The organism is Limosilactobacillus albertensis (genome assembly GCF_014145555.1).
In the GTDB taxonomy this organism is placed as follows: Bacteria; Bacillota; Bacilli; order Lactobacillales; family Lactobacillaceae; genus Limosilactobacillus; species Limosilactobacillus albertensis.
Map to the genome: position 1 here is coordinate 1 of NZ_JACIVD010000053.1, position 17,417 is coordinate 17,417.

19 protein-coding genes and 1 other annotated feature are annotated in these 17,417 nt (G+C 38.3%); of the genes, 7 read left to right on the plus strand and 12 right to left on the minus strand.

Features of this window, described 5'->3' with window-relative positions:
* Window positions 1-19 precede the first annotated feature (19 nt).
* The gene (locus H5S41_RS02730; protein ID WP_085720378.1) at window positions 20-988 is read right to left on the minus strand and encodes an IS30 family transposase; all 969 of its coding nucleotides are present in this window, start codon (window positions 986-988) and stop codon (window positions 20-22) included.
* Between the two features lie 248 nt (window positions 989-1,236).
* Here H5S41_RS02730 and nrdH point away from each other — a divergent pair, with 248 nt between their 5' ends.
* From nrdH to nrdF, 3 genes are all read left to right on the plus strand, one after another.
* The gene (gene nrdH / locus H5S41_RS02735) at window positions 1,237-1,458 is read left to right on the plus strand and encodes a glutaredoxin-like protein NrdH (protein WP_153710775.1); all 222 of its coding nucleotides are present in this window, start codon (window positions 1,237-1,239) and stop codon (window positions 1,456-1,458) included.
* A 100-nt stretch (window positions 1,459-1,558) separates the two neighbouring features.
* On the plus strand, window positions 1,559-3,730 hold the full coding sequence (nrdE, locus tag H5S41_RS02740) for a class 1b ribonucleoside-diphosphate reductase subunit alpha (protein WP_182602248.1): 2,172 nt from the start codon (window positions 1,559-1,561) through the stop codon (window positions 3,728-3,730).
* 119 nt (window positions 3,731-3,849) lie between these two features.
* Window positions 3,850-4,869: a class 1b ribonucleoside-diphosphate reductase subunit beta gene (nrdF, locus tag H5S41_RS02745; RefSeq protein ID WP_153710727.1), complete on the plus strand. Its 1,020-nt coding sequence runs from the start codon at window positions 3,850-3,852 to the stop codon at window positions 4,867-4,869.
* Window positions 4,870-5,002: 133 nt separating this feature from the next.
* On the opposite strand, the gene H5S41_RS02750 is transcribed toward nrdF, so the two are convergent.
* Together H5S41_RS02750 and H5S41_RS02755 are read right to left on the minus strand one after the other, a co-directional pair.
* Window positions 5,003-5,524: a DUF3278 domain-containing protein gene (locus H5S41_RS02750; RefSeq protein ID WP_182602250.1), complete on the minus strand. Its 522-nt coding sequence runs from the start codon at window positions 5,522-5,524 to the stop codon at window positions 5,003-5,005.
* The gene (locus H5S41_RS02755) at window positions 5,499-5,714 is read right to left on the minus strand and encodes a helix-turn-helix transcriptional regulator (RefSeq protein WP_182602252.1); all 216 of its coding nucleotides are present in this window, start codon (window positions 5,712-5,714) and stop codon (window positions 5,499-5,501) included. Before H5S41_RS02755 ends, H5S41_RS02750 begins: the two co-directional genes overlap by 26 nt.
* A 451-nt stretch (window positions 5,715-6,165) precedes the next feature.
* On the opposite strand from H5S41_RS02755, the gene adhE reads away from it, so the two are divergent.
* The gene (gene adhE, locus H5S41_RS02760; RefSeq protein ID WP_153710728.1) at window positions 6,166-8,802 is read left to right on the plus strand and encodes a bifunctional acetaldehyde-CoA/alcohol dehydrogenase; all 2,637 of its coding nucleotides are present in this window, start codon (window positions 6,166-6,168) and stop codon (window positions 8,800-8,802) included.
* A 113-nt stretch (window positions 8,803-8,915) separates the two neighbouring features.
* On the opposite strand, the gene H5S41_RS02765 is transcribed toward adhE, so the two are convergent.
* From H5S41_RS02765 to H5S41_RS02775, 3 genes are read right to left on the minus strand one after another with little or no spacing between them, the layout of a single operon-like run.
* On the minus strand, window positions 8,916-9,671 hold the full coding sequence (locus H5S41_RS02765; protein WP_182602254.1) for a DUF4097 family beta strand repeat-containing protein: 756 nt from the start codon (window positions 9,669-9,671) through the stop codon (window positions 8,916-8,918).
* Window positions 9,672-10,283 carry a DUF1700 domain-containing protein gene (locus tag H5S41_RS02770; RefSeq protein WP_182602258.1) on the minus strand — a complete coding sequence of 204 codons (612 nt, stop codon included), beginning with the start codon at window positions 10,281-10,283 and terminating at the stop codon, window positions 9,672-9,674.
* The gene (locus tag H5S41_RS02775; RefSeq protein WP_153710731.1) at window positions 10,276-10,608 is read right to left on the minus strand and encodes a PadR family transcriptional regulator; all 333 of its coding nucleotides are present in this window, start codon (window positions 10,606-10,608) and stop codon (window positions 10,276-10,278) included. The genes H5S41_RS02770 and H5S41_RS02775 overlap by 8 nt, the downstream gene beginning before the upstream one ends.
* 192 nt (window positions 10,609-10,800) lie before the next feature.
* Here H5S41_RS02775 and mscL point away from each other — a divergent pair, with 192 nt between their 5' ends.
* From mscL to H5S41_RS02790, 3 genes are all read left to right on the plus strand, one after another.
* On the plus strand, window positions 10,801-11,172 hold the full coding sequence (gene mscL, locus H5S41_RS02780; protein WP_182602259.1) for a large-conductance mechanosensitive channel protein MscL: 372 nt from the start codon (window positions 10,801-10,803) through the stop codon (window positions 11,170-11,172).
* Window positions 11,173-11,319: 147 nt separating this feature from the next.
* A complete protein-coding gene (locus tag H5S41_RS02785; RefSeq protein WP_182598945.1) occupies window positions 11,320-11,541 on the plus strand; it encodes a hypothetical protein in 222 nt (73 codons plus the stop codon).
* A 140-nt stretch (window positions 11,542-11,681) separates the two neighbouring features.
* Window positions 11,682-11,975: a hypothetical protein gene (locus H5S41_RS02790; RefSeq protein WP_182598944.1), complete on the plus strand. Its 294-nt coding sequence runs from the start codon at window positions 11,682-11,684 to the stop codon at window positions 11,973-11,975.
* A 217-nt stretch (window positions 11,976-12,192) separates the two neighbouring features.
* On the opposite strand, the gene rplL is transcribed toward H5S41_RS02790, so the two are convergent.
* From rplL to H5S41_RS02815, 6 genes are all read right to left on the minus strand, one after another.
* Window positions 12,193-12,558, minus strand: coding sequence for a 50S ribosomal protein L7/L12 (rplL, locus tag H5S41_RS02795; protein ID WP_153710735.1), 366 nt, complete (start codon window positions 12,556-12,558; stop codon window positions 12,193-12,195).
* A 62-nt stretch (window positions 12,559-12,620) separates the two neighbouring features.
* Window positions 12,621-13,121, minus strand: coding sequence for a 50S ribosomal protein L10 (gene rplJ, locus H5S41_RS02800; protein ID WP_153710736.1), 501 nt, complete (start codon window positions 13,119-13,121; stop codon window positions 12,621-12,623).
* A 32-nt stretch (window positions 13,122-13,153) separates the two neighbouring features.
* Window positions 13,154-13,272, minus strand: a sequence feature (ribosomal protein L10 leader region).
* A gap of 45 nt (window positions 13,273-13,317) precedes the next feature.
* Entirely contained in the window at window positions 13,318-14,430 is a 1,113-nt protein-coding gene (gene wecB / locus H5S41_RS02805) for a non-hydrolyzing UDP-N-acetylglucosamine 2-epimerase (RefSeq protein ID WP_231793421.1), read from the minus strand.
* Window positions 14,431-14,465: 35 nt separating this feature from the next.
* Window positions 14,466-15,767: a glycosyltransferase gene (locus H5S41_RS02810; RefSeq protein ID WP_182602260.1), complete on the minus strand. Its 1,302-nt coding sequence runs from the start codon at window positions 15,765-15,767 to the stop codon at window positions 14,466-14,468.
* A 6-nt stretch (window positions 15,768-15,773) separates the two neighbouring features.
* Window positions 15,774-15,908, minus strand: a complete 135-nt coding sequence (locus H5S41_RS11910; protein WP_259395043.1) for a hypothetical protein — start codon at window positions 15,906-15,908, stop codon at window positions 15,774-15,776.
* Window positions 15,909-16,165: 257 nt separating this feature from the next.
* Window positions 16,166-17,359 carry an aminotransferase-like domain-containing protein gene (locus tag H5S41_RS02815; RefSeq protein ID WP_153710738.1) on the minus strand — a complete coding sequence of 398 codons (1,194 nt, stop codon included), beginning with the start codon at window positions 17,357-17,359 and terminating at the stop codon, window positions 16,166-16,168.
* Window positions 17,360-17,417: the final 58 nt, after the last annotated feature.

A 17,417-nucleotide genomic window follows, 5' to 3' on the forward strand; every position in this document is an offset into this window, starting at 1 on the left:
CCCGAAATGTCAATTTAAATTAGAAAAATGTTGAAAGCTGTTCATCTGTGACGTGACTTAGGAATACTTCAAGTGGTGTGCGGTAGTGAAGTGACTTCCGTGGAATAGTATTTCGTTTGTGCATCAGCTGGGTGATTAGTTCATCTGGTAAATTACGGAAGTCTAATCGTTTACTGAGACCGTCACGACGTAAGATACCATTATTGTTTTCATTCAGGCCGCGTTGATTGGGCGCTCCAACCTCCGCAAAATAAGTATGAAGATCATGTTTATTGGCAATCTCACGCCAGCCCGCGAATTCCTTACCATTATCAAAGGTAATCGACTTAACGAAATGACGAGGTATTTTAGAAAGCCATTTATCCAAGTGATAGTTAACTGCTTCATCAGTTTTACGATGAACGTTAAGCACAATCATCACCTTAGATTGACGTTCCACCAAGGTCATGACCGCACCACGATGAGCTTTTCCTTGAACAGTATCAGCTTCAAAGTGACCAAACTCGTGTTGGTAGTGAGGAAAATCATGGTATCGCTGGTAAATACTCCGACCGAGATGCCCCGCCTTACCACGTCGTTCGACATAGCCATTGGGGTGTCGCTTGCCTTTCATCGGTAATTGCTGGACGGCAAAATTGTACTGTCCACGAGCAAACATCCGATAAAGTGTCCGCATACTACAGCTAATTGTCCGTTCTGCTCGACCAATGATCGTATCAGGTGTCCAGCCCGCTTTAACCTGCTCATTGATGTAGCTGATCTCATCCTTGGCTAGCTGAGCCTGCTTACGACCACAACGCTGCTTATTCCGTTGGTAAGCCTTAAGATACTGTGCAATGGTCTTACCGCTATCAAGAAATCGATAGACTCGGTAAATAGTTTCTTGGCTTCGTTTAAGCAGTTTAGCAGCTTGATAAGCCTTCGTACCTTGGTGCCAAAAATTAGCTATGAGGGTTAGTTCACGTGTGGTAAGATGTTTATAAGTCATTTGTGATGTTCCTTTACTTTTGTTTGTGGTTATTCAAAAGTCTATCACAAATGGCTTTTTTATTTTTCTAACTTAATTTTACAAACGGCGTCAAAAAAAGTTTCACAGGTGTTAATCACTAGCTTAAGCACTATATATTGTGTTTCACTATTTATTCAACACGAAATATAGTGCTTTTTTAATTGATTTTTTTCAATTCCCCGTTATACTAGAAAACATCGACTAACCGATTAGGAGGCCTCATGAAAATGGTAACTGTATTTTCAAAAAATAATTGTATTCAATGCAAAATGACAAAACATTTCCTCGAACAACACAAAATTTCGTTTATTGAACATAATATAGATGAACAGCCAGAATACATATCCCAACTTAAATCTGAAGGTTTTATGGCAACCCCTGTTGTAAAACTTCCCAACGGTCAAGCATTTTCTGGTTTTCGTCCTGATCAATTAAACCAGCTTGCTTAATTTTAATTAATCCAGCACTCTTGCCAGGCATCAATTCGCTATTGGTGTGCTGGCTTCTTTATTGACATAATCAAATTAATCCAGAAAGTGAGTTATTAAAATGGCGTTATCTGATATCGATATGACCAAAGTAAAATATTACGATTACAACAACGAAGTAAACATCCCTAAGAACGGACAAATTCAGCTAGATAAAGATAAGTTAGCCTTGGAAGACTTTATCAAAAATAACGTTGTCCCGAACACTAAAAAGTTTTCTTCATTAAAGGAACGTTTTCAATGGTTAGAGGAGAACGACTATATTGAAGACGGCTTTATGAGCAAATATAGCGAGGCATTTGTTGAAAAACTTTATGACTACTTAAAAGCACAAGACTTTCACTTTCATTCATTTATGGCCGCATATAAGTTCTACGCACAATATGCTTTGCGGACGAATGATAAGGAATACTACCTTGAAAACTACATTGACCGTGTTGCCATGAATGCTCTTTATTTGGCAAATGGAAATGAAGAATTAGCAATGCAGCTTGCCGATGAAATTATTCACCAGCGCTACCAGCCTGCAACGCCGACATTTCTTAACGTTGGACGGAAGCGGCGTGGAGAATTTGTTTCTTGCTTTGCTATTCAAACAACCGATGATATGAACACGATTGGTCGAACTATTAATTCTGCTCTCCAGCTCTCAAAGATCGGTGGCGGTGTCGGAATCAACCTAAGCAACCTCCGTGAAGCTGGTGCACCGATTAAAAAGATTAAGGGTGCGGCTAGCGGCGTAGTGCCGGTCATGAAATTATTGGAAGATAGTTTCTCCTATTCTAATCAGCTGGGTCAACGGCAAGGTGCCGGAGTAGTTTACCTTAGCGTTTTCCATCCAGACATCATTGAATTCTTGGGAGCAAAGAAAGAGAATGCTGATGAAAAAATCCGCCTTAAGACTCTTTCACTCGGAATTACTGTTCCTGATAAGTTCTATGAGTTAGTTGAAAAGAATGCTGAAATGTACTTATTTAGTCCCTACGATGTCGAAAAAGTTTACGGAGTACCATTCTCTTACGTTGATATTACTAAGGAGTACGACAATCTCGTAGCAAATGATCAGATTCGGAAGAAAAAGGTTAATGCCCGTGATCTTGAAGATGAGATTAGTAAACTCCAGCAAGAATCTGGCTACCCATACATTATTAATATCGATACAGAAAATCGTGATAATCCAATCAATGGTAAAATTGTCATGAGCAACCTTTGTTCAGAAATTGCTCAAGTACAAGTACCTGCACGGGTAAACGACGATCAATCATACTCAGAAATGGGAATTGATATTAGTTGTAACCTTGGCTCAACTAATATTGCAAATATGATGGAAAGTCCTGATTTTGGTAAATCTATTAAGGCAATAATGCGCGGTTTAACACGAATCAGTGATGTAGAAGACTTAGACGTTGTGCCGACTATTCAAAACGGAAACCGTCTTGCGCACTCTGTTGGTTTAGGGGCAATGGGACTGCACAGCTACCTTGCTAAGCACCATATTCAATACGGCAGTCCGGTTGCTATTGAATTTACCGGTGTTTACTTCATGCTTTTAAACTACTGGTCACTTGTCGCTTCAAATGAGATTGCTAAAGAACGACATGAAACTTTCCATGATTTTGAAAACAGCAAGTATGCGAATGGAACATACTTTGATAAGTACGTCACTAAGGATTGGGGACCGCAATCTGATGTAGTTAAGGATCTTTTTGACGGGATTTTTATTCCAAGCACTGAAGATTGGCAAAAGCTAAAGGAAAATGTTATGCGAGATGGTCTCTATAATCAATATCGTCTTGCTGTTGCGCCAAATGGTTCAACTTCTTACATTAATGATTCCACTGCCAGCTTGCACCCGATCATTAACCGTGTTGAAGAACGGCAAGAAAAAATGATTGGTAAAATCTATTATCCAGCCCCATACCTTTCTAATGACACTATGCCTTATTACCGGTCAGCTTACGATATGGATATGCGGAAAGTAATCGATACATATGCCGCTGCTCAGCAACACGTTGACCAATCACTTTCAATGACGCTCTTTATGCGTTCAACGATTCCTGCTGGGCTTTATGAATGGAAAGATGGTCGTACAGATAAAATGACTACCCGTGACCTAAACATCTTACGACACTATGCTTATAAGCGTGGTATTAAATCAATTTATTATATTCGGACGTTTACTGATGATAGCGATGAGATTGGTGCTAACCAATGTGAAAGCTGTGTAATCTAAGCCCAATTGAAATTTGATTTAAATGTTGGGCACTGGTAAACTTGATATTATGTATACAAATGGCTTTTTGGTAAAAAATACCACTTACCAAGAGCAATGTATTTGGAGGAGCTCAATCAATGAAACTGGAAGAATTTAAACCTGTAACTCAATATAATGCGATCAACTGGAATGAAGTTTCGGACATGATCGATAAAGCCACATGGGAAAAGTTAACAGAACAATTCTGGCTTGATACCCGGATTCCTGTTGCTAATGATATGGATGACTGGCGTGAATTAGATGATGATCATCAATGGACTGTTGGCCACGTTTTCGGTGGATTAACTCTTCTTGACACTGTTCAGTCAGAAGCTGGTTTAACTGCCCTTAAAGAGGATGTTAAGACTCCTCATGAAACAGCCGTTCTTAATAACATTCAATTCATGGAATCAGTTCATGCTAAGAGTTATTCCACAATCTTCTCTACTCTTAATACCCCTGAACAGATCAAAGAAATCTTTGAATGGTCTGATACGGAAGAATATTTGCAAAACAAGGCTGTGAAGATTGCTAATATGTATCTTGATCCAAGCCAAGATCCACTCAAGAAAAAAGTAGCTAATGTTTTCCTTGAAACGTTCTTATTCTATTCTGGTTTCTATACTCCTCTATATTATCTTGGACACAACAAGTTAAACAACGTTGCTGAAATCATCAAATTAATCCTTCGTGATGAATCTGTTCACGGAACTTACATTGGATACAAGTTCCAAGTAGGAATGCGGGATCGGACTGAAAAGCAACAACAAGATATGAAAGACTGGATGTATAACTTCCTTTATGAACTTTATGATAATGAAGAAAAGTATACCCACCTTCTTTATGATCAAGTTGGCTGGACAGACGATGTATTAACCTTTATTCGTTATAACGCTAATAAGGCCTTAATGAATCTTGGTCAAGATCCGCTCTTCCCTGATACTGCTTCTGACGTTAACCCAGTTGTTATGAACGGTATTTCAACTTCAACTTCTAACCATGATTTTTTTAGCCAAGTCGGTAATGGATATCGCATGGGAGCCGTTGAAGCAATGAATGATAGCGATTATGACGTTAAAGATCCAAATGCAGGGAAAGATATTAATGCTCGCGATTAAATTAAAATATAAGCTTTAATTGCTTAAATACTAAATGGGGACTCCAGAGTTCGACTATGTTGAACTCTGGAGTCCCCATTTTTATATACTAAGATGTAATTACGAATATTTTGATCACGCTTTTTCTTAAGTATCAGTTAATTTTTTTAATATTCTTCCACGTTATTCCGGCAGATAGCAACCCAGCAAATATTCCCAAAAGTACAGAGCCAAAAATTACAATGAGCCCTGCTGTAAAATTCCATTTGATAGCATAGCTTTGATAAATAATTACTTGAGCAATAAACTCAATTAATGTAAAAAATATTCCAGTAATTATTCCACGTTTAATAGCAATTTTCCGTTTTTGATTAACTTCACCCGAACCAACTTCATTCATTAATACTTTTTGGCGAATAGCTACAATATAAAAATACCAAGTGACGACAATAAATAAGGTAAATAGACTACAAACAGCAAACCAAAAAGCAGCCTTGTACCCAGCAATAAACACCACTATAACCGAGACAAATAGGATAAAGGGTGCTAGTAATGTAAGTAATAAATAGCCAGAATTACCAAGGCGATCAAGTTCTCGTTCTTGATACTCATCAATCGAGCCACTAATTCCATATGATAGTTTAAGAAGTTTAGTCCGCAGTTTTTCTTTTATCATTTGAATCCTCCCAAAAAAGTGAATTTAAATCTGTCTTTAACGCGACCGCTAATCGTCGGCATAGTTCTAGTGATGGGTTATACTTATCACTTTCAATTAAGCTAATCGTTTGCCGTGCAACTCCGATTTCTTTTGCCAACTCAAATTGTGATAATTGTTGCTGTTTCCTAAATCGACGAACTCGGTTCAATAATCACTTCTCCTCCTTACCTTTTGTCATATATAAATGACATTTAATGATTATATTTTAACAGAGTTATAATTTGTGTCAACTATATATGACATAAAATTTCATGCCCACCAACTACATAATTTCATTTAGATCCCATTTTCAACTTTTTTAATTAAAGATTATTCAAACAAGGAATCCTTTTTCCTAAAATATTATTATTAATTCGCTATTGTGAAATCTAAATCAATTAATCTGATTTTGGATAATTTACTTATCAGGTCATTTAAAAATAATACCAATATTTTTTACTGTCATATCAGCTTTATTCCTACAACAATGTAAGCGAATTCAACAAAAATAACCATTGTTTAAATGTTCACAAAGGTATTTACAAACCAAAAAAATGTAGTAATATTATACATGTTCAAAAGTTAACAAAGAAAAAGAATTGAAAAAGGAGATTTCAATTATGCCTGCTAACAACAAGAAACAAGTTGAAAAGAAAGAATTAACTGCTGAAGAGAAAAAGCAAAATGCTCAAAAGCTAGTTGATGATTTAATGGCTAAGAGCCAAGCTGCTTTCGAACAATTACGTTACTACTCACAAGAGCAAGTTGACAAAATTTGTCAAGCAATGGCCCTCGCTGCTGAAGAACACCACATGGATTTAGCTGTTGACGCTGCTAATGAAACTGGTCGTGGTATTGCCGAAGATAAAGCTATCAAGAACATCTACGCAAGTGAATATATTTGGAACAACATCCGTCACGATAAGACTGTTGGTATTATCGAAGACAACGATGAAGATCAAACTATCACGATTGCCGATCCTCTTGGTATCATTGCCGGAATCGTTCCTGTTACTAACCCAACTTCTACTACTATCTTTAAGTCAATCATCAGTGCTAAGACGCGGAATACCATCATCTTCTCATTCCACCGTCAAGCAATGAAGTCATCTATCAAGACTGCTAAGATTCTTCAAGAAGCCGCTGAAAAGGCTGGTGCCCCAAAGAACATGATTCAATGGCTTCCTGAAAGTAGTCGTGAAAACACTACTGCATTACTTCAACACCCTAATACTGCTACTATTTTAGCAACTGGTGGTCCTTCTCTTGTTAAGGCAGCTTACAGTTCTGGTAACCCTGCCCTTGGTGTTGGTCCTGGTAATGGTCCAGCTTACATCGAAAAGACTGCTAACATCGAACGTTCTGTTTACGATATTGTTCTTTCCAAGACATTCGATAATGGTATGATTTGTGCTACTGAAAACTCTGTAGTTGTTGATGAAGAAATTTACGACAAGGTTAAGGAAGAATTCCAAAAGTGGAACTGTTACTTCTTGAAGCCAAATGAAATTGACAAGTTTACTGATGGCTTCATTGACCCAGATCGTCATCAAGTTCGTGGTCCAATCGCTGGTCGTTCAGCAAACGCTATTGCCGACATGTGTGGAATCAAGGTTCCTGACAACACTAAGGTTATTATTGCTGAATATGAAGGTGTTGGTGACAAGTACCCACTTTCAGCTGAAAAGCTTTCACCAGTATTGACAATGTACAAGGCTACTTCCCACGAAAATGCCTTTGACATCTGTGCTCAATTATTACACTACGGTGGTGAAGGACACACTGCTGCTATCCACACCCTTGATGATGACTTAGCTACTAAGTACGGTCTTGAAATGCGTGCTTCACGGATTATTGTTAACTCACCATCTGGTATTGGTGGTATCGGTAACATTTACAACAACATGACTCCATCCCTTACTTTAGGTACTGGTTCATACGGAAGCAACTCAATTTCTCACAACGTTACTGATTGGGACCTCTTAAACATCAAAACAATTGCAAAGCGGCGTGAAAATCGTCAATGGGTTAAGATCCCCCCAAAAGTATACTTTCAACGCAACTCACTAAAAGAATTGCAAGATATTCCAAACATTGATCGGGCATTCATCGTTACCGGTCCTGGAATGAGCAAGCGTGGTTACGTTCAACGGGTTATCGACCAATTACGTCAACGTCAAAACAACACTGCCTTCTTAGTATTTGATGATGTTGAAGAAGATCCATCAACTCACACTGTTGAAAAAGGTGTTGCCATGATGAATGACTTCAAGCCTGACACAATTATTGCCCTTGGTGGTGGTTCACCAATGGATGCTGCAAAGGCTATGTGGATGTTCTACGAGCACCCAGAAACTTCATGGTACGGCGTTATGCAAAAGTATCTTGATATTCGTAAGCGTGCTTACCAAATCAAGAAGCCTACTAAGTCACAACTTATCGGTATTCCTACTACTTCAGGTACTGGTTCAGAAGTTACTCCATTTGCGGTTATCACTGACTCAGAAACTCATGTTAAGTACCCACTTGCTGACTACGCATTAACACCAAACATTGCGATCGTTGACTCTCAATTCGTTGAAACTGTTCCTGCAACTACTACTGCTTGGACTGGACTTGACGTTTTATGTCACGCAACTGAATCATATGTATCAGTAATGGCAACTGATTACACTCGTGGTTGGTCTCTCCAAACAATCAAGGGTGTTATGGAAAACCTTCCTAAGTCAGTTCAAGGTGATAAGTTAGCTCGTCGTAAGATGCACGACTTCTCAACAATGGCCGGAATGGCATTTGGCCAAGCATTCTTAGGTATTAACCACTCCCTTGCCCACAAGATGGGTGGAGCATTCGGTCTTCCTCACGGTTTGCTTATCGCTATTGCAATGCCACAAGTTATCCGCTTTAATGCCAAGCGTCCACAAAAGCTTGCTCTCTGGCCTCACTACGAGACTTACCACGCAACTAAGGATTACGCTGACATCGCACGTTTCATTGGTCTAAAAGGTAACACTGATGAAGAATTAGCTGAAGCATATGCTAAGAAAGTTATCGAACTTGCTCACCAATGTGGTGTTAAGTTAAGCCTTAAGGACAATGGTGTTAAACGTGAAGACTTCGATAAGGCTGTTGACGATCTTGCTCGCTTAGCCTACGAAGATCAATGTACTACTACTAACCCAGTTGAACCACTTGTTAGTCAACTTAAGGAATTACTTGAACGTTGCTACGATGGTACTGGCGTTGAAGAAAACTAATATAAAGCATAGAGCATAATTAAAATAAGACTTTTCTCCTACTAAAATCCCCCGACATCTAATTTTCCAGATGTCGGGGGATTTATTATTTTCTATTAAAAATGACGTTTTTACTAATTCACTTCATTGTCACCAGATTGAGTTAATAATCGAAGGACATTTTCTGCATTATCATTTTGATGTAATGTCTCTTCACCTTTGTCTTCACCATTAAGCTCATTATCACCAGCATCAGTCTTGAGGAAGTAGCCATCAACAGTTGTATTCGTAACTGTATTATCACCAGACTGATTATTAACGGTATATTGTCCTTGAACCGTTAGATTACGCCCGGTAAAGTTACCGGATTCGATCTTAGTATTGCCACCTCGTAATGTAACTTGATGGTACTCAACATTTCCTGAATCAACATCAACGTCAACATTATCTAACTTAGCATTGGACACTGACAAGTCGCCGCTTTCTAAGTGAATGCGACCGGCTAATGCTTGATCATGCGGAACCGTCACAGTAATTAAATCTTGATGAAGACCATAGTGGTTAATATTAACCATAAATGGGAACTCACCGGTTTGTCGGATTGACGCGACATTATTATGAACAGAGACTGCAGGCGCATGATTGCTTATCCCAGAATAAGTAATTTGATATTTTTTCCCTTCACGAATTACCACATTGGCTGTTGAAGCTGTAATATCAATTCGTTCAAAATGCTTATTAGTACTTATTTTTTTGGTGGATGAATGAAGGATTGCTGGTCGATTATTCTCAAAATAAACCGCCTTATCACCATTATTAAAATAGCCAATACCAAGCATAATTACCCCTAAAATTAATACAATCCAGCCAATTTTAAATACTTTTTTCATTTACTTCTCCCTCCTTGCCTGAACCTTTGCATAAATAAACTTAGCAAAGTTTGCAATACCTTGAATAACGATCCGGATAAACCAGTAACACAGTGGCAAACAAACTAGGAATAAACCGACAAGTGTCAATCCTACCCCAATATAGAACAGCCCGCTAAACGGAACAGTAGTAATTAAGCCAATCCCAATATAGAGAGAAGCAACAGCTGCGGCAGCAATTCCTAAAGCAACCCCAGCAACCCCAACAATTAAACCGATGGCAACTCCGCCTACTGCCAATAATAACCCTAACAACGCTATCCCTAGGCCAAAAGTTATTGGCGAAGTAATGATTGCTACCAATACCCACCAGAATACGCGCCAGCTAGAATGGGGTGAAGCAGGGTGACCATCCTTTACCGCCTCATTATTAGCCTTGATCGAATAATCAGCTAAGATCTTATGACTTAACTGCCGCGGCGTTCCTAATTTTTCTTCAATTGCTGTTCGTGTGTCAAGACCAGCATCTGCAATATATTCATCATAAAATTCTAAAGCATCATTTCGTTCTTCATCAGTCAACTGACTTAGGTTTACGGCCAAATCATTAATATATTTCTGACGTTCATTCATCTTTATTTTCCCCCTCACCTGTTGCATAAAAGATTCTATCTAAGCTATTTTTATAATCGGTCCAAAGTTTGCGAACCCGTTGTAAATGCTCCTTGCCAGCTGATGTTATTTGATAATAGCGACGGTTGCGTCCTTGATAAGGCTGATCATAGGTTGTTAGATAACCATCTTTTTTTAATCGCCGCAAAACCGGATACATCGTCGACTCAGAAATAGTAATGGCTGACTGCATCCGTTGGGTTAATGCATAACCATAATAGTCTTGGTGTTCAAGAATTGCTAAAACCATGCCGTCAAGCAAATCTGCCGTTATTTGAATCTTCATTCTCGCCCCTCCTTTTTCTTACACTATATTATACGTAATATAATATATAAACATGATATAATATGCAACACTTTACTTAAAAAAATTTAAAAGTAATATTTACCCGCCCGTATCTTCCCAATTCATTAATTGGTTTTGCTAAAATATAGTTGTAGTTGTCTCTCCCTCACATTACTAGAAGGAGGATATTTTATGTTAAAAGAATTTAAAGCGTTTATCGCGCGGGGTAATGTAATCGATATGGCAGTTGGTATTATTGTGGGGGCTGCCTTTACCTCTATTGTAAAATCATTAGTTAACAACCTGATCAATCCGCTTATTGGTTTATTTGTTGGAAAAATTGACCTATCAAACCTTGTCTGGACCGTTGGAGATGCCCAATTTAAATACGGAAGTTTCCTAAATGCCGTTATTAATTTCTTGATTATCTCCTTTGTTGTCTTTTTAATGGTTAAAGCAATCAACACTTTCCGCAAAAAAGAAGAGAAAAAAGCTGAAGAACCGAGTGAAGAAGTTAAATACCTCAAAGAAATTGCTGAACTGCTAAAAAACAAAGAAAAGTAATCGATAAAAGCTGGTTAAAAACTATACCAACAGTTTTTAACCAGCTTTTCTTTTAATGTCTAATATTTATATTTTTATACCATATTATTGGAAACGGATTCTTAACCTTGTTACTATCATGGTAGGGCAACAAAAGAGGTGATAATAATGTTGAAAAAGAGAGAACGTCCGACAGATAGTGTCCCTACTAATGCCTATCAAAAGGGATACAATCGTGCCGTTAAAGATTATAAAGCATTAGAACCATTTCGTAAGTATCCGCAAAAAGTAATTAATTCATTCAATAAGTTTGTTAGGGGCAAAATGCATGCGCTTCAAGACTATGTTGATGGGTATGAAGATGCTAAGCAACAACTTTCCAAGAATTAGCTTCCTTTTTATCCAAAAGCACTCTGATTAACCGCAGCTGCTAACCACATTGATTAGGTATGATAAGCAAATATTTCTTGTCAATCTAGATTGATGTTAATTTCATCAATTTATCGTTACTCTTAAGGGAGAGATGTCTTATGTTATTTAATGTTATTTTTTGGATCTTAGCCATTTGGTTTGTTATTAACGTTATCTGGATGTGGTTCCAACTTAGCAATCAAATACTGCAAAAGACTTTCGCTTGGATCAATGTTTGTGCAATTGTTATTGGTTTTTGGGTTTACTACGGTGTTTCACATGACGCAAGCGCAATCAATGGCTGGTTTATTGCCATGAATTGGGTCAATATTGCAATCGCCGCTATTCAATTCTACTTTGGTTATCGGACAATTGACAGCGAAAGTACGCATCATTCCACACCGTCAAACTAAATGATTAGGTAATATTTTTAATTATCTCTAAAAAGCAGGCTGAGAAAATCTTTTTTCTCAACCTGCTTTCTAGTCTTTTGTTGCTTTAACAGATAACAGGCTTATTAACAACTAATTGTTGCAAGAAAATAATCAAACTGGGCAAAAGTGTTATTTTAAAACAAAAATAGGCTGAGTCGTTAAACCCAACCTAATTTTTATTTTTAATAAAATTTGACTACTTAAGGGTAACAGTAGCACCAGCGGCTTCAAGCTTTTCCTTGATGTCGTTAGCTTCGTCTTCCTTAACGTCTTCCTTAATAGCTGATGGAGCACCATCAACAAGGTCCTTAGCGTCCTTAAGACCAAGACCAGTAATGTCCTTAACAGCCTTAATAACCTTAACCTTAGCTGAACCTGGTTCAGTTAATTCAACAGTGAAGCTGTCCTTAGCAGCACCGTCGCCACCAGCAGCACCTGCAACTGCAACTGGAGCAGCAGCAGAAACGTCGAATTCTTCTTCGATAGCCTTAACTAAGTCGTTAAGGTCAGAGATTGATGCTTCTTTTAATGAAGCAATGATAGCATCCTTATCAAAAGCCATGTTTATTTCCTCCAATATTTAGGTAATTAATTTTAATTTTGTATTGTATTGATATACGGCAATTATGCGGCTTCGTCTTCCTTGTCGGCAACGGCCTTGACTGCACGGGCAATCTTCCGCATTGGATCTTGCAATGCAGATGCAAGCATTGACAACAGTTCTTCGCGTCCTGGCATATTTGCGTATTCGTTGATTTCGTCAAGAGTCTTAACACTCTTTTCGATGAAACCACCCTTGATTTCAAGAGCGTCGTGGTCATCAGCGAACTTCTTCAAGATCTTAGCTGGAGCAATTGGGTCTTCGTCAGAGAAGGCAACAGCAGTTGGACCAACAAAAGTTGAACGGAGTTCTTCGTAATCAGTACCTTCAACAGCACGATCAAGAATCTTGTTCTTGATAACTGACATCTTGATACCAGCGTCACGAAGTTGCTTACGTAAGTCAGTAACTTCAGCAACAGTTAAACCACGGTAATCTACAACGATAGCACTTTGGGCTGCGTTAAGCATATCAGAAGTTTGCTTAACGATTTCAGCCTTTTTAGCAATAGCTGCTTCACTCATGAATTTTCACCTCCTGCAATGTATTTTTGATCGGATTTAATAAAAAATCCCTATGACCGCAGACATAGAGAAGGAACTTTCATTTCTTCCTCGGCAGGCATACGATTAAGGCTTTCGCCACCTGAGTCTTAGGCAGAGTCATATTTAATCAACTTTCATAGTTTAACATATTTATAAAAGTCCTGTAAAGGGATTTTTATATTTTATTTGCCCATTCAGCAATTGCATTTAAGATTCGTTCACTAGCATTACCATCCCCATAAGGATTTTTTGCGGCGCTCATTTTTTGATATTCGACCTGGTCATCCAATAATAATGACAATTCCTTAACAACATTATTATACTGGTTGCCGATCAATTTAAGCGTCCCTGCCTCTACTCCTTCTGGGCGTTCAGTTGTATTACGTAAAACCAATACCGGTTTGTGGAGCGCCGGGGCTTCCTCTTGAACTCCACCGGAATCACTCATCACCAACAACGCTTTACTCATAATATTATGAAAATCAACAACATCTAATGGTGAAATCAAGTGAAAGTGACTATCATTTCCTAAAATCTTTTGCGCAACCGTTTGTACTTTAGGATTAAGATGAACTGGATAAATTACGTCAATATCATCCCTTTGATCTACAACTGCTTTAATAGCTTTAAAGGTTTCTTCCATCGGTTGTCCCCAATTTTCCCGCCGATGCATTGTAAGTAGAATTACCTTGTTTCCTGGTTTAATTTCATCTAAGACCTGATGATGGTAAGAACGATTAATCGTATATTTCAATGCGTCAATTGCCGTATTTCCTGTGACGGTGATCCCGTGATGATGGTTTCCCATTGTTAAGTTTTTTGCACTTGTCTGGGTAGGGGCAAAATATAGATCAGCAAGGTCATCAATCATCTGGCGGTTCATTTCTTCTGGATATGGCGAATATTTATCCCATGTCCGTAAACCAGCTTCAACATGACCAATGGCGATCCGATTATAAAAGGCTACCAAGGCAGCGGCATAGGCTGAACTTGTATCACCATGCACCAATATAATATCCGGCAACTCCTTTTTGATAATCGGTTCTAGCTTCGTCATCGTTTCTATCGTGATTCCCGTTAGCGTTTGCCGCGGTCGCATTATTTTCAAATCATAGTCAGGGGTAATTTGAAAAACATCTAAAACCTGTTGAAGCATTTCAGCATGTTGACCCGTTGAAACTACTACTGATGCAAAACGATCATCATGCTCTAACGCCTTCACTACCGGTCCCATCTTAATACCTTCTGGACGAGTCCCAAATACAGTCATTACTTTTATCTTTTCCACTATTTTCTCCCACACAATCCTTGAATTTGATAAATTTAAGAAACATTTTTCCCATGCTCTGTTTTAATCCATGAATTCTGATGAAAACACCACCGCCAAAAAGCTATGATAATGCTAAAAAATAAAATAACATACATATATGAAATTCCAAATGGCAGGAGAACTAACCGTCGCTGCTTTATGCGCGGTTCATTATAATGAAATAGGTCATGACGATAAAATAAACCGAAGATAATCCCCCAAAATAATGAAAATCCGGCTAATCCAACCATTACAATCACAAACGTTATCGGTGGTAGTTTTCCATAAAGAACATGCCAATGTGTCACCGCAATTGTCGTTAAAACAATAATCGCTATATCGGCTAGAAAATTGAGCCACGGCTGAAGTAAAAAATAATAGATTCCAAGTTTCTGCGTTCGGCTTAAGATCCGGCTGCTAACGATCTTAGGCAGGTATTTAAGGCAGTTCAGATCACCCTGAACCCACCTGCTTCGTTGACGAATAAAGCGTTTAGTCGACGTTAGAGCTTCCTGGTAAACATATGTATCCGTCATATAATCCACATATATGCGCTTTAACATCATTTTTATTGTCAGTTCATAATCATCTAAGAGTGCATTCCCCCATGGATGCGATCCGATCTCCGTAATAATCGGTTGGAGGCGAAAGAATTGACCATTCCCGCTTAACCCAACTGTCCTGGTATACATTCGCATAATTTGAGCCATGTGATTAATACTAAAAAACTCAATATCTTGTAAAACCTGTAATTGATTCTTAAAACGGGGATACATTTTAACACGCATTTGGGTAACATTAGTCTGTGGCGAAGAAAAATATGCATTCAGCCGCTGTAATGCGTTATCAGCGAGTTGAGCATCGGCATCTATAACCCCAATAATAACCTTTTCAAAAGAAAGATGTTGACGAATCGTGGTTTGGCAAATGTAATCGAGGGCAAAGTTTAATACGTCCCCCTTACCAGTATGGGCATTGGGCGCATACCGCTGTAAAAGATGCACTCGCGAATCAGCAACCCGCTTAATCTGTGCGACTGACTCATCGCTACTAGCATCGTCTACAACCACAATTTCAAACTGCTTAAACTTCAGCAAATGTTTTAAGGTTCGTTGAATAACTGCCGCCTCATTAAAACAAGGGACAATTACAAAATAACGCAAATCATGGTCAATCTTATTCGGTATTTGATTTCCCGCAAACTGATGAAAGTCATGCGGATATGAAATCATCCGAAATAAAAGACTAATCAATGAATAAAACAAAAAAATAAAAAGGGCGGTACCCCAAATTAATGTGAAGATTAATGCCAGCATCGTTACTTATCCCTTTTTCATGTTCTGATGATATATTAACCAAAACAGAAAACTAACCAAGAAGGACACCGTAAACATAAACATTAAAATAAAAATAACCGCTGTTGCCATCCCAGCATTCGTAAAATCAATCAATGACATTATCAAAAACTCCTTTTCCCTTAAAAAATTTTTTGATAATGCTTATTACTATCTACATCAGATAGCTTGAAACCCGAATATTTAAAACTTTTCAGCAATTAATACAATTATAAGCAAAAATAACTTAAAGTACAGGTCCTTCACCGTTTTAATGGCAATTATTTCATTTTATTTTCTATAACAAAAAAGATTGCGGAAAATATTCCACAACCTTTCACTTATTTTTAGGATTTATATTTATTAATGGCTGAATAATCCTATTTATTAACGGCAGCTGTTAATGCTTCACCAAGGCGCTTCAAACCAACTTCAATTTGATCTTCTTTCATATTGGAGTAGTTCAAGCGGAAAGCACCAGGCTGTGGCGCACCGGCAAAGAATGGATCGCCAGGAACAAATGCAACATTGTGTTCTAGGCATTCCTTAAATAATTCAACGGTATCGTCAACTCCTGGAACTTCAACCCATAAGAACATTCCACCTTCTGGATCAGTGTATGTTACACCTTCAGGGAAGTATTTCTTGATACCGGCTAACATTAAGTCCTTACGTTTACCATATAAATCGCTAATTTCTTTAACGTGAGCATCAAGGTCATTGTCAGCTAAGAATTGAGCTACCGCGTACTGACCCAAATTATCAGTATGGAGGTCTGCTGACTGCTTAAGGACCGTCAACTTATTAACGACATCCTTATCAGCAACTACCCAACCTAAACGGAAACCTGGTGCTAAGGTCTTCGAGAAAGTACTCATATAGAATACATGGCCGGATTTATCGAATGACTTAACGGCAGGAACATGCTGACCAGCAAAACGAATTTCACCATATGGATTATCCTCTAAGACATAAACATCATACTTTTCCGCTAATTCAGCAAGCTTCTTACGTCGTTCTTCAACCATTGTCCTTCCAGTCGGGTTTTGGAAGTTTGGAACCGTGTAAACTAATTTAGTATTTGGATGAGTCTTTAATGCTTCTTCTAACGCATCCATCTTCATCCCATCTTCATCCATTTCAACACTAGCAAATTCAGCACCATAAGACCTGAAAACATCTAGCGCACATAAATATGTTGGTTGTTCAACTAAGACCGTATCACCCGGATTGACAAATGCCTTCCCTACTAAATCTAATGCTTGTTCAGAGCCAGTTGTAACTAAGACATTGTCCAATTCCGAATCAACATTTTCTTTTTCTTTAACATGCTGTTGAATTGCCTGACGTAATGCAGTAACCCCTTTAGCGGCACCATACTGCATTGCCTCTTGTCCATGTTCATCAAAGACCTTGTCAACAGCAGCTTTCATCTCTTTAACAGGAAATAATTCGGGTGCCGGCAATCCACCAGCAAAGGAAATAATCTTTGGATCCGCCGCTGCTTTTAAAATTGCGCCAACCGCATCCGTACCATCTGCTGGAACACGTTTTGAAAATTTGAATTGTGTCATTGTCGTCACTCCTTAATAATATTTAACTTTTGATGATATTTTCTAATTTTTCTTTAAT

What these genes read in the sequence shown, in the direction of transcription:
- rplL (WP_153710735.1), bottom strand. Translation starts at nt 12,558, where the DNA reads ATGGCTTTTGATAAGGATGCTATCATTGCTTCATTAAAAGAAGCATCA.
- mscL (WP_182602259.1), top strand. Translation starts at nt 10,801, where the DNA reads ATGTTAAAAGAATTTAAAGCGTTTATCGCGCGGGGTAATGTAATCGAT.
- H5S41_RS02815 (WP_153710738.1), bottom strand. Translation starts at nt 17,359, where the DNA reads ATGACACAATTCAAATTTTCAAAACGTGTTCCAGCAGATGGTACGGAT.
- nrdH (WP_153710775.1), top strand. Translation starts at nt 1,237, where the DNA reads ATGGTAACTGTATTTTCAAAAAATAATTGTATTCAATGCAAAATGACA.
- nrdE (WP_182602248.1), top strand. Translation starts at nt 1,559, where the DNA reads ATGGCGTTATCTGATATCGATATGACCAAAGTAAAATATTACGATTAC.
- nrdF (WP_153710727.1), top strand. Translation starts at nt 3,850, where the DNA reads ATGAAACTGGAAGAATTTAAACCTGTAACTCAATATAATGCGATCAAC.
- H5S41_RS02730 (WP_085720378.1), bottom strand. Translation starts at nt 988, where the DNA reads ATGACTTATAAACATCTTACCACACGTGAACTAACCCTCATAGCTAAT.
- H5S41_RS02770 (WP_182602258.1), bottom strand. Translation starts at nt 10,283, where the DNA reads ATGAATGAACGTCAGAAATATATTAATGATTTGGCCGTAAACCTAAGT.
- adhE (WP_153710728.1), top strand. Translation starts at nt 6,166, where the DNA reads ATGCCTGCTAACAACAAGAAACAAGTTGAAAAGAAAGAATTAACTGCT.
- H5S41_RS02790 (WP_182598944.1), top strand. Translation starts at nt 11,682, where the DNA reads ATGTTATTTAATGTTATTTTTTGGATCTTAGCCATTTGGTTTGTTATT.
- H5S41_RS02775 (WP_153710731.1), bottom strand. Translation starts at nt 10,608, where the DNA reads ATGAAGATTCAAATAACGGCAGATTTGCTTGACGGCATGGTTTTAGCA.
- H5S41_RS02810 (WP_182602260.1), bottom strand. Translation starts at nt 15,767, where the DNA reads ATGCTGGCATTAATCTTCACATTAATTTGGGGTACCGCCCTTTTTATT.
- rplJ (WP_153710736.1), bottom strand. Translation starts at nt 13,121, where the DNA reads ATGAGTGAAGCAGCTATTGCTAAAAAGGCTGAAATCGTTAAGCAAACT.
- H5S41_RS11910 (WP_259395043.1), bottom strand. Translation starts at nt 15,908, where the DNA reads ATGTCATTGATTGATTTTACGAATGCTGGGATGGCAACAGCGGTTATT.
- H5S41_RS02765 (WP_182602254.1), bottom strand. Translation starts at nt 9,671, where the DNA reads ATGAAAAAAGTATTTAAAATTGGCTGGATTGTATTAATTTTAGGGGTA.
- H5S41_RS02785 (WP_182598945.1), top strand. Translation starts at nt 11,320, where the DNA reads ATGTTGAAAAAGAGAGAACGTCCGACAGATAGTGTCCCTACTAATGCC.
- H5S41_RS02750 (WP_182602250.1), bottom strand. Translation starts at nt 5,524, where the DNA reads ATGATAAAAGAAAAACTGCGGACTAAACTTCTTAAACTATCATATGGA.